This window comes from Bradyrhizobium sp. P2_E8 (assembly GCF_056403875.1).
Genome location: NZ_JBFUES010001339.1, coordinates 1 through 1,627, shown reverse-complemented (window position 1 = coordinate 1,627; position 1,627 = coordinate 1). Strand labels below are relative to the sequence as shown.

Here is a 1,627-nt window from a genome sequence, read left to right as displayed (position 1 = left end):
GGTCGCGGAGGAGGCCGCGACCCGCAGGCTCATCCAGGCCGCCTCGATCATCGCGCGATCATTGAAGAACTCGTGATACCAGCGCAGCGACCAGCCGCCCCACACCGTCACCAGCCGCGAGGCGTTGAAGGAATAGATGACGAGGATCAGGATCGGCAGATAGAGGAATGCCAGCCCCAGCGCGAGCGAGGCGACATTGAAGCGGGACAGGCGAGAGACCTTGCGCATCGGCTCACCGTCCCTGTTCCAGTTGCCGCTTCTGGAGCCGTTCGTACAGCAACAGCGGCACCAGCAGCACCACCAGCAGCACGATGGCTGCGGCGGACGCGACCGGCCAGTCCTTGTTGGTGAAGAATTCGAGCCACAGGGTCTGGCCGATCATCAGCGAATTGGAGCCGGCCAGGAGGTCGGGGATCACGAACTCGCCGACGATGGGGATGAAGCACAAGAGCACGCCGGCGCCGACGCCGGGCAGCGACAGCGGGAAGGTGACGAGCCAGAACACCTGCCAGGGCGGCGCGCCGAGATCGGAGGCCGCCTCCTCCAGCGCCGGCTCCATCTTGGCGAGCGTCGCATAGAGCGGCAGGATCATGAACGGAAGATAAGAGTAGACGATGCCGATATACATCGCGGTATCGGTGGAGAGCCACACCACCGGCTGGCTGACCAGATGCAGCGCGAGCAGGATCTGATTGAGCAGGCCGTCGTGCTGAAGGATGTTGATCCAGGCATAGATGCGGATCAGGAACGAGGTCCAGAACGGCACGATCACCAGTACCATCGCCACCGCCTGCCAGCGCTTCGGCAACCGCGCCATGCCATAGGCGATGGGATAGCCGATCAGGAGCAGCAGTGCCGTCGCCGTGACCGCGACGGTGAGGCTGCGCACATAGGCGTACACATAGATGTCATCGGAGCCGAGCAGCCTGAAATTATCGAACGACAGCGCGGCAAAGGCCACCTTGACCGATTCCCACCCCGCCGTCAGGTCGAACACCGGCTCGTAAGGCGGCTGCGCGATCGCGGTCTGCGACAGGCTGATCTTCAGCACGAAGCCGAACGGCACCAGAAAGAACAGCACCATCCAGACATAGGGGGCGATCGCGGCAAAGCGCGCCGGTCGCGCGAAGATGCGGCGGGAGCTCATGACGGCAGCACCATGCAGTCGTCGGGCGTGAACCAGGCGACGACGTTCTGGTTCAGGCTGTAGGCGTCGACGTCGAGGCGCGCGCTGTTGGCGACGGACGCCTGCACGATCCCGCCGGTGTCGAGCTTCACCTTGTAGGTGGTGGTGCCGCCGAGATAGCAGATGTCCGCGATCACGCCGTCCAGCCGGTTGATTGCCGTTTCACGGCCGACCTCGCTCACCGGGCCGCGGCGCGACAGCTTGACCTTCTCGGGACGGATCGCGACCGACAATTTTCCCGCGCCGATCGGCTCGCGCGGCTCGGCCACGACCAGCGTCCCCGCATCACGCGTGCCGATGACCAGACGATGGCCGTCGCGCAATCTGGACTCGGCGTCGAACAGATTGACGTCGCCGACGAACTCCGCGATCCAGCGCGAGCGCGGCGCCTCGTAGAGCTCGCGGGGGCCAGCGACCTGGGCGAGCTTGCCGGCCTTCATC

Annotated in this window: 2 protein-coding genes and 1 pseudogene; all 3 read right to left on the bottom strand. The window is 65.1% G+C overall.

Translation table 11 applies throughout. The annotated features are described in order from the left end of the window. Positions 1-228: pseudogene (locus AC1D00_RS40235) on the bottom strand (putrescine ABC transporter permease PotI); the annotation flags it as partial. A 4-nt stretch (positions 229-232) separates the two neighbouring features. Then, entirely contained in the window at positions 233-1,147 is a 915-nt protein-coding gene (locus AC1D00_RS40230) for an ABC transporter permease (protein ID WP_477014522.1), read from the bottom strand. After that, on the bottom strand, positions 1,144-1,627 hold a 484-nt coding region (locus tag AC1D00_RS40225; protein ID WP_477014521.1), incomplete at its 5' end, for a TOBE domain-containing protein. The genes AC1D00_RS40225 and AC1D00_RS40230, both read right to left, overlap by 4 nt.